Origin of the sequence: Rhodococcus gannanensis (assembly GCF_042681175.1) — a bacterium.
Classification (GTDB): domain Bacteria; phylum Actinomycetota; class Actinomycetes; order Mycobacteriales; family Mycobacteriaceae; genus Rhodococcus_G; species Rhodococcus_G gannanensis.
This window is the reverse complement of the sequence record NZ_JBHUFB010000020.1, coordinates 19,726-27,700: the sequence shown is the minus strand read 5'-3', so window position 1 is coordinate 27,700 and position 7,975 is coordinate 19,726. Positions and strand designations below refer to the sequence as shown.

At 69.1% G+C, this 7,975-nt stretch carries 8 protein-coding genes and 1 tRNA gene; 4 read left to right on the top strand and 5 right to left on the bottom strand.

What is annotated here, in order from left to right:
* Positions 1 to 1,758: Ig-like domain repeat protein (locus ACFSJG_RS21200; RefSeq protein WP_378487234.1), on the bottom strand; the 1,758-nt coding region annotated here is incomplete at its 3' end.
* Positions 1,759 to 2,015: 257 nt separating this feature from the next.
* Positions 2,016 to 2,987 (bottom strand): GmrSD restriction endonuclease domain-containing protein, encoded by a 972-nt coding sequence (locus tag ACFSJG_RS21195; protein ID WP_378487233.1) that lies wholly within the window; start codon positions 2,985 to 2,987, stop codon positions 2,016 to 2,018.
* 122 nt (positions 2,988 to 3,109) lie between these two features.
* On the opposite strand from ACFSJG_RS21195, the gene ACFSJG_RS21190 reads away from it, so the two are divergent.
* Entirely contained in the window at positions 3,110 to 3,490 is a 381-nt protein-coding gene (locus ACFSJG_RS21190; RefSeq protein ID WP_378487232.1) for a VOC family protein, read from the top strand.
* Here the strand turns inward: ACFSJG_RS21190 and ACFSJG_RS21185 are convergent.
* A complete protein-coding gene (locus ACFSJG_RS21185) occupies positions 3,465 to 4,766 on the bottom strand; it encodes a ClC family H(+)/Cl(-) exchange transporter (protein WP_378487231.1) in 1,302 nt (433 codons plus the stop codon). The genes ACFSJG_RS21190 and ACFSJG_RS21185 overlap by 26 nt on opposite strands.
* 100 nt (positions 4,767 to 4,866) lie before the next feature.
* Between ACFSJG_RS21185 and ACFSJG_RS21180 the strand changes: the two genes are divergently transcribed.
* Both ACFSJG_RS21180 and ACFSJG_RS21175 read left to right on the top strand, forming a co-directional pair.
* Positions 4,867 to 5,541: a FadR/GntR family transcriptional regulator gene (locus ACFSJG_RS21180; RefSeq protein WP_378487230.1), complete on the top strand. Its 675-nt coding sequence runs from the start codon at positions 4,867 to 4,869 to the stop codon at positions 5,539 to 5,541.
* Complete coding sequence (locus ACFSJG_RS21175) at positions 5,538 to 6,338, top strand: ABC transporter ATP-binding protein (RefSeq protein WP_378487229.1); 801 nt, start codon at positions 5,538 to 5,540, stop codon at positions 6,336 to 6,338. The genes ACFSJG_RS21180 and ACFSJG_RS21175 overlap by 4 nt, the downstream gene beginning before the upstream one ends.
* A gap of 57 nt (positions 6,339 to 6,395) precedes the next feature.
* On the opposite strand, the gene ACFSJG_RS21170 is transcribed toward ACFSJG_RS21175, so the two are convergent.
* Positions 6,396 to 6,469, bottom strand: a tRNA-Pro gene (locus tag ACFSJG_RS21170).
* A gap of 38 nt (positions 6,470 to 6,507) precedes the next feature.
* Positions 6,508 to 7,503 (bottom strand): metallophosphoesterase, encoded by a 996-nt coding sequence (locus ACFSJG_RS21165; RefSeq protein ID WP_378487228.1) that lies wholly within the window; start codon positions 7,501 to 7,503, stop codon positions 6,508 to 6,510.
* Between the two features lie 36 nt (positions 7,504 to 7,539).
* On the opposite strand from ACFSJG_RS21165, the gene ACFSJG_RS21160 reads away from it, so the two are divergent.
* Positions 7,540 to 7,975 (top strand): GatB/YqeY domain-containing protein (locus ACFSJG_RS21160; RefSeq protein WP_378487227.1); only part of this gene is annotated, 436 nt, incomplete at its 3' end.

Genomic DNA, 7,975 nt, shown 5'->3' with positions numbered 1-7,975 from the left:
GACGGTGGCGGTGAGGTCGACGGCGGTGCCGGTCTTGGCGGTCGCCGGGACGTTCAGGGTGGTGGTGGTGTCGACGATCACCGGGTCGGTGGAGACGTCGACGTTGCTCGCCGTCGAGGTGCTGGTGGCGAAGCCCTCGGCACCGCTGTAGACGGCGGTGATGCTGTGCGCGCCGTCGGCGGTGAAGGTGTGGCTCAGGGTGGCGACACCGGCGTTGACCGGGGCGCTGCCGAGAACGGTTGCGCCGTCCTTGAACTCGACGGTGCCGGTGGCGTCGGTGGGACTGACGGTGGCGGTGAGGTCGACGGCGGTGCCGGTCTTGGCGGTCGCCGGGACGTTCAGGGTGGTGGTGGTGTCGACGACGTTGATCGCGACGTTCACGGTGGACGCCGCCGAGGTCGACGGGTGGTTCGTCGCGTCACCGGAGTACACGGCCGTGATCGAATGCGCGCCGGTCGTGGTGAAGGTGTGGTTCAGCGTCGCCGTGCCGCCCGAGACGGGGACAGGTCCGCCGATGTCGGTGGCACCGTCCTTGAACTGGACGGTTCCGGTGGCGCCCGCCGGTGCGACGGTGGCGGTGAGGTCGACGGCGGTGCCGGTCGTGGCGGTGGCCGGGACGTTCAGCGTCGTGGTGGTGTCGACGATCACCGGATCGGTGGTGACGTTGACGGTGCCCGCGGCGGACGTCGACGGGTTGTGCGTTGCGTCGCCCGAGTACACGGCGGTGATGCTGTGCGCACCGTCGGCGGTGAAGGTGTGGTTCAGGGTCGCGTTGCCGCCCGAAACCGTGACGGGTGCGCCGATGTCGGTGCCGCCGTCCTTGAACTGGACGGTGCCGGTCGCACCGGCCGGGGCGACGGAGGCGGTGAGGTCCACGGCCGTGCCGGTCTTGGCGGTCGCGGGGACGTTCACGGTGGTGGTCGTGTCCTCGACCGTCGGGCCGGGATCGTTGACTGTGATGCTCGCGAGCGCGCCTCCGCCGGCGTTCAGGGCTCCACTCGTGGAGTCGCGTGGGGTGCAGCGGGTCGGCGCCCATTGGGTTCCGAACAGAGACGCCTTTGCGAGGAAGGTGTAGTAGTTCTCGTTGTTGTTGTAGGTCGACGCGCTACCACTCGTGCGGACCTTGGGGGTGATGGTGCCCGGAGCGGTCGCTGTCAGGGTGACGTCGATCGCCGGGAGGCGGAACCAGCTGTCGCCTGCGGAGTTCGTGGTTCCATCCAGGTTGAGCTTGGTCTTGGGGACGCGGATACCGCCCTCGCTGTTGGTCGAGTTGCTCGCGCCGTTCGCGATGACCTGGTTGCCACCCGAGATTCGCAGGATGGGGCCAGCGGCGTCTGCGGCGCCGCCTGTGTTCACCCGGATGACGCTGGGTGCGACGTTGTCGAGGTTGAATGCCGTTCCCGCCACGATCGAGGCGCTGACGAAGGTTGCGTTCGAAGGGAGTTCGTAGTCGAGTTTGAGACGCGACAGGTTCGTCGTGGTCGCCCCCGAGTCGGAGTTGGGAAACGACGAGCCGTTCGGCTGGACTCGATAGGTGAAGGTGTCACCCACATTCACGGACGCGGGAGCATCCACGGTCATTCCCGAACCTGCGGTCTTGTTGACGGCACCGACGATCGGTGCCGTCGCGGCGCAGGTGTTGTTGAACGGAAGGGCGGTCACCGCTGCTCCGGCTGGAGCTGCGGTGAACATCATTCCCGCGACGACGGCGGCCGAGGTGACCGGCACCGCGACCTGCCGCATTGTTGGTTTGGGCACGAAGCTCTCCTACCTGCCCTCGGATCGTGTCCGTAGGGCCTCGGCTGGGCGAAATTCACAACACCATGCCAGCGCGGGTGAGAACTTGTTGCAGTTTTGTGAAACTTTGTTTGCTGTAACCTTGCGAATCGTCTATTCGGCTGACTCGCACAGGATTTAACCCTATCTAGCTGCGTGATCAGGAAACCGACTGCCCGGATTTCCGTCGCATAGTTCGCAGCGACTGCGTCGAACGGCGACCGATTACGAGAACATGTTCACCGAGATTCGCATGCGACGCCGTCGCCGTCGCCGTCCATCTCCGCTCGGTAGCCGGGCCGGCCCGCGTACAGCGGCGCGGCGCCCGCGGCCCGTGCGGCCGCGCAGTTGGCGAAGTGGACGGCGCCGAGCTCCGCCGTCTCGCCCTCGTCTCGGGGAACGGTGGTGTCGGTCGGCGTGTGGGTGGGGACGGGCACCGCGCGGGACTGTTCGCCGCCGGTTGTCGCGTCGCCCCCCGACTGCGCCGCGTCGCAATCGCCCAGTATCCGGGTCATGGCGTCGCGCTCGGCGTCGGTGACCCACAACGAATACCGTGCCTTCACCTCGACCTGACGCTGGATATACGTGCAGCGATAGGCTTTTCGTGGAGGAAGCCAGGTGGCGGCGTCGCCGTCGCCCTTCTCCTGGTTCACCGCTCCCGCCACGGCCTGGAGATTCAGGGGATCGTTCGCCAATGCCGTGCGGGTGGACTCGTCGAGCTGCTGGGCGCCGGTCTGCCACGCATTCGACAGCGCCACCACGTGATCGATCTGCACCAGCGGCGAGGTGTCCTGACCGGACGTGAAAGATGCCGTCTCGCCGGTGTACTCGTCGAAGTGGGTGCCGGACAGCACCTTGCACCCGCGGGTGCCGTCCTTCGTCACGACCGCGGTCAGGTCGCGGCGCAGGATGTCGTTCCGGGTGTCGCACCCGTTGTGGCCACCCTCGACGGTCACGTCGTCCGTCCATGCCTCGCCGAACCGTGCCCGCTCGTACCCGGTCCTGGGTGCGCGTCCCTTGACCGGGAGGGTCGCCAGGATGGCGAGCGCTCCGGCGGCGTCGGCGTTCTCGACGGATCCGGGTGCCGCTGCGGTGTCGGTGGTTCCGCCGGGTGCCGTGTCCGACGACGACGAATACGACGGGACCACAGGGGTGGAAGGATCGGCGGCGCATCCCGACGACCACACCACCGCAGGCGTCAGCGCAGCCACCAGAACGGCACGAAGGCGGGAAGAGATGATGGGAGCGCTCCTTGTCGGGGGTGCCACAACTCTGCCCTGACGGCCTGGCGCGGCGCTCTGCGGGGTCCGGCGGTCGCGGTTAGCCTCGGGACATGCGAATCAAGATGTGCGGTATCCACGTCATAGATCCCGCCGCGGCGTTCGACTTCTACACGCAGACGCTGGGGTTCCAGGAACTGCTGGCCATGCCCGAACACAACCTGTTCATCGTGAAGTCCCCCCAGGATCCGGACGGAGTGGGTCTGCTACTCGAACCGAGTGACAACCCGATCGCCACCGCCTATCGAGAGGGTGTCTACGGACTGGGCCTGCCGACCATCGTGTTCGGAGTGCCCGACGTGCGGGCCGAGTACGACCGGCTCATCGGGCTCGGCGTGCGATTCACGGGGGATCCGACCGTCGACCCGTCGGGTGCGTCCGCCGTCTTCGACGACACCTGCGGCAACCTCATCCAGATTCATCAGGACGCCTGACCGGGGCCCGCCCCCAGAGGCTGTCGTAGATCGGCGCCGCGCCTGCCAGTTCCGCCACCAGAACGGCGGCCGCCGTCGCGGCCGCCATCTGGACGGTGAGCTCGGCAGTGGCGGTCATTTCGACGACGAGCACGATGCCGGTGAGCGGGGCGCGGACCGTCGCACCGAAGAACGCGGCCATTCCGACGAGAGCCAACGGCACCCGCAGGTCGGGAGCGTCGGGGAGCACGGCCTCCACGACGCCGGCGAACAGCAGTCCCCACAGCGCGCCCACCGCGAGCAAGGGCGCGAACAACCCGCCGGGCGTGCCCGCCGCGTAGGACAACGGTCCCGCGACGAATCGGACGAGCAGGAACCCCGCGACCGCGGGCAGTGCCAGCGCGCCGCCGCCGACCGCGGCCTGGGACAACGTGTCGCCGCCGCCCGCGGCCAGGGGATCGACCATCAGCAGGACGCCGATGATCGCGCCGATGACGGCGGCCACCGCCACCGGGGGTATCCGGCGAACCCGCGAGGCGATCTCCAGGAACCGGGTGACGAGGCTGTTGTACGCGATCCCGAGCAGCCCGGTGACGAGACCGAATGCGACGAACACCGCGAGCCAGCCGATGGCCGGTGAGGACTGGGTTCCGACGTCGAAGTCGGGCCGGTTCCCCAGGACCAGCCGCGAGCACCCGACCGCCGTCGCGACCGCGAGCAGCGTCGGGATCATGGTGCGCGCCCGGAATCTGCCGGTCAGCTCCTCGAACACGAACAGGGCCCCGCCGACCGGCGCGTTGAACGCGACGGCGAGACCCGCACCCGCCACCGCAGACTGGGTCAGCCGCACGTCGGGGTCGGTCAGGCGCGCCGCGCGTCCCGTCGCGGTGCCGATCGCGGCACCCATGTGCACCGTCGGGCCCTCCCGTCCCAGCACGAGGCCGGACCCGATCGCGAGCAGCCCGCCCACGAACCGGGCCGGCACGACCAGCAGTCCGGGTGGGCCGGACTCGCCGCGGGCCACAGCCTCGACGTGGGGGATGCCGCTGCCCGTTGCGAGCGGGACGAGACGCACGATCGCGGCGGCGGTCGCAGCACCGGCCGCGGTGACGGCGACGGGGATCAACCAGGCGGGACCGGGGGCGTGATGCGCCCAGGTCAGCAGCTCGTATCGCCAGCGGTCCGCGACCTGCAGGCACCACCGGAACGCGCCGCCGACCAGTCCGATGGCGACACCGGCGACGATCGCGACCGCACACAGTCGCACCAGTCCGGGTGACGAGGGCGAAGGTGTCATGGAGGGCCTCGGGTGGCGGGCTGCCGACAGGACCGTTCTATCACCGGACGGGTGCCCGTGCGTACCATCTCCTCAGACAACCGGATGACTGAGGAATGTGATGGAGACTCTGGCTCGGATACCGCTGTCCCAGCGCGCCGCGCAGGCGCTCATGGACGAGATCACCACCGGAACCTGGCAGGTCGGTGATCAGCTACCGGCCGAAACCGCGCTCGCCGCGCAGCTCGGCGTCGGCCGGTCCACCGTGCGGGAGGCCATCCGGCAGCTCGTCGCACGTCGCATCCTCACCACCCGGCACGGTGTTGGCGTGTTCGTCGCGTCGACGTCCGCGGTCGAGGAGTGGAACCACCTCGCCGAGGTCGGAGCGATCGCCGACGTGCTCCAGGTGCGTATCGCCATCGAGTCCCGTGCCGCCGCCCTCGCCGCCACCGAACACACCGCCGCCGATGTCGACGCGATCCGTACCGCACTGTCCGAGCGCAACGCTCGTCAGGAAGCGAGTGCCGCGGAGCTCGCGACCCACGACATCCGCTTCCACCGCACGGTCGTCGCGGCATCGCACAACCACCTGCTGGTGTCCCTGTTCGACACCCTCGAGCCGCGACTCGTCACGGCCATGACGAGCCTGCTCGAGCTGCTGGCCGATCGGCCTGCCGATGCCGACGACCACGTCGCCGTCGTGGACGCCGTCGTCGCTGGTCGACCGGAGGACGCGGAGCGTCTCACCCGCGAACATCTCCTCGGGATCGCCGCGGCGCTGGAGGCGCTGACGTGACCGGCGATCAGGCGGTGCTGGAGGTCCGCGACGTCGCGGTGGTCCGCCAGGGCCGACCACTGCTCGACGAGATCGGTGTCGAGGTCCGGGCGGGTGAACAGTGGGCTCTGCTCGGACCGAACGGGGCGGGCAAGTCGACGCTGCTCGCGCTCTGCGGTGCCCGACTGCACCCGACCCGCGGCACCGTCCACGTGCTCGGGCATCGGCTGGGCCGGGTCGACATGCGGTGGCTGCGTACGCACATCGGGCACGTCGATCCCCGCTCACGGATCGAGCCGTACCTGTCCGTCCGGGACGTCGTCCTCACGGGACTGCACGCCGCCGCCGACCTGCCGAAGCGGTGGCAGCCCACCGACGCGGCGTCGGTCACCGCGGATGCGCTCGTCGGATCACTGGGTCTGACCGCGCGCGCCGACGCCCGCTGGGAGGTCCTGTCCCAGGGTGAGCGCGGCCGCGCCCTGATCGCCCGCGCCCTCGTCACCCGGCCGGACCTGCTGTTGCTCGATGAACCCACCACCGGCCTCGACCTCGCGGCACGCGAGATCCTCCTCGACGTGCTCGGTGAACTACGGGTCCTGAGGCCGGAACTCGCGACCGTGATGGTCACGCATCACCTCGAGGAACTGCCTGCGACCACCACCCATGCGCTCGTCATCGCCGGTGGCCGGTTGCTCGCGTCGGGACCGGTCGAGGACGCGCTCGACTCGGACGTCATCTCCCGTGCGTTCGGTCATCCGATCCGCATCGACCGGGTGAACGGGCGGTGGTCGGCGACGAGCGCGGCCCGCGTCGGCTGACCCTCTGCGGAAACGCGAAAGGCTCCATCCGAACGAATCGGATGGAGCCTTTCAATGTCGGGGTGGCGGGATTTGAACCCACGACCTCTTCGTCCCGAACGAAGCGCGCTACCAAGCTGCGCCACACCCCGAGTATTGCCGCTCCCCGTTCCCGGGCAGCCAGCAAAGCTTAGCGCACGACTGCCGAAGAACGCGAAACGCCTGGTTGAGCACCCTGTTTGGGTCCCTTGTCGACGGTCGGGACGAGCGTGAGCAGAGTGGCCTCCGGCCGGCAGCAGAAACGCGCCGGGGCGTACGGCGAGGTGCCGATCCCGGCGGAGACGTGCAACTGCATCTGCGAACCCCACCGCGACGGGCCCTTCACCCGCGAACGGTCCAATTGGCAGTTGGTGACGAGCGCGCCGTAGAACGGGAGGCAGAGCTGCCCGCCGTGGGTGTGACCGGCCAGCACCAGGTCGTAGCCGTCGTCGGCGAAGCGGTCGAGCACGCGCGGCTCCGGGGAGTGGGTGATGCCCAGCTTCAGGTTCGCCATCGGATTCGGCGGACCCGCGATGGTGTCGTAGCGGTCCCGCTCGAGATGCGGATCGTCCACGCCTGCGGTCGCGATCCGGACACCCGCGACCTCGAGCTCACGGCGGTTGTGGGTCACGTCGAGCCAACCGCGCTCGGTGAACGCCGCCCGCAGGTCCTGCCAGGGCAGCGGCTCGCCGAAGCTGCGCTTGTGCTCCTTGTCGAAGTACTTGAACGGGTTCTTCGGCTTCGGCGCGAAGTAGTCGTTGCTGCCGAAGACGAACAGGCCGGGGCGAGCCAGCAGCCCTCCCATCGACTGCACCACCGACGGCACCGCGCGCTGATGGGACAGGTTGTCGCCGGTGTTGACCACCAGGTCCGGCTCCAGCCGGTCGAGCTCCCTGAGCCAGTTCTGCTTCAGCTTCTGCCGGGGCATCATGTGCAGATCGCTCAGGTGCAGGACGCGCAGGGTCGACGAACCGGGCTCGAGCACCGGCATCGTCACCTCCCGCAGGGTGAAGGCGTTCCGCTCGATCAGGGAGGCGTAACCGACGCCGAGCGCTGCGGCACCGGCGAGGCCGGCGGCGGCGCCCCGCAGGGCCGTGCGTGGATTGTCAAACACGAATTCAGGATACGCAGCGCCGGGAATCGGCATGCGCGTTGCCCGTGACGGCGCGTAGCGTTCGAAACCATGTCCGATCCCACAGGCACCCTCAAGTCCACTCTCCGCGCCGACATGACAGCCGCGATGAAGGCCAAGGACTCCCTGCGTCTGCAGACCCTGCGGATGGTCCTCGCCGCGATCCAGACCGAAGAGGTCTCCGGCAAGGAGGCCCGCGAACTGACCGACGAGGAAGTCCTCAAGGTGCTCGTCAAGGAGTCCAAGAAGCGCGGTGAGGCGGCCGAGATCTACACGGAGAACGGACGCGGCGAGCTCGCCGCGAACGAGCGGGCCGAGGCTCGCGTGATCGACGAGTACCTGCCGACCCCGCTGACCGATGCCGAGCTCGCCGACGTCGCGGACACGGCCATCGCGCAGGTCGCGGAGGAGATCGGCGAGCGTCCCGGCATGAAGCAGATGGGCCAGGTCATGAAGGCCGCCACCGCTCTCGCTGCGGGCAAGGCGG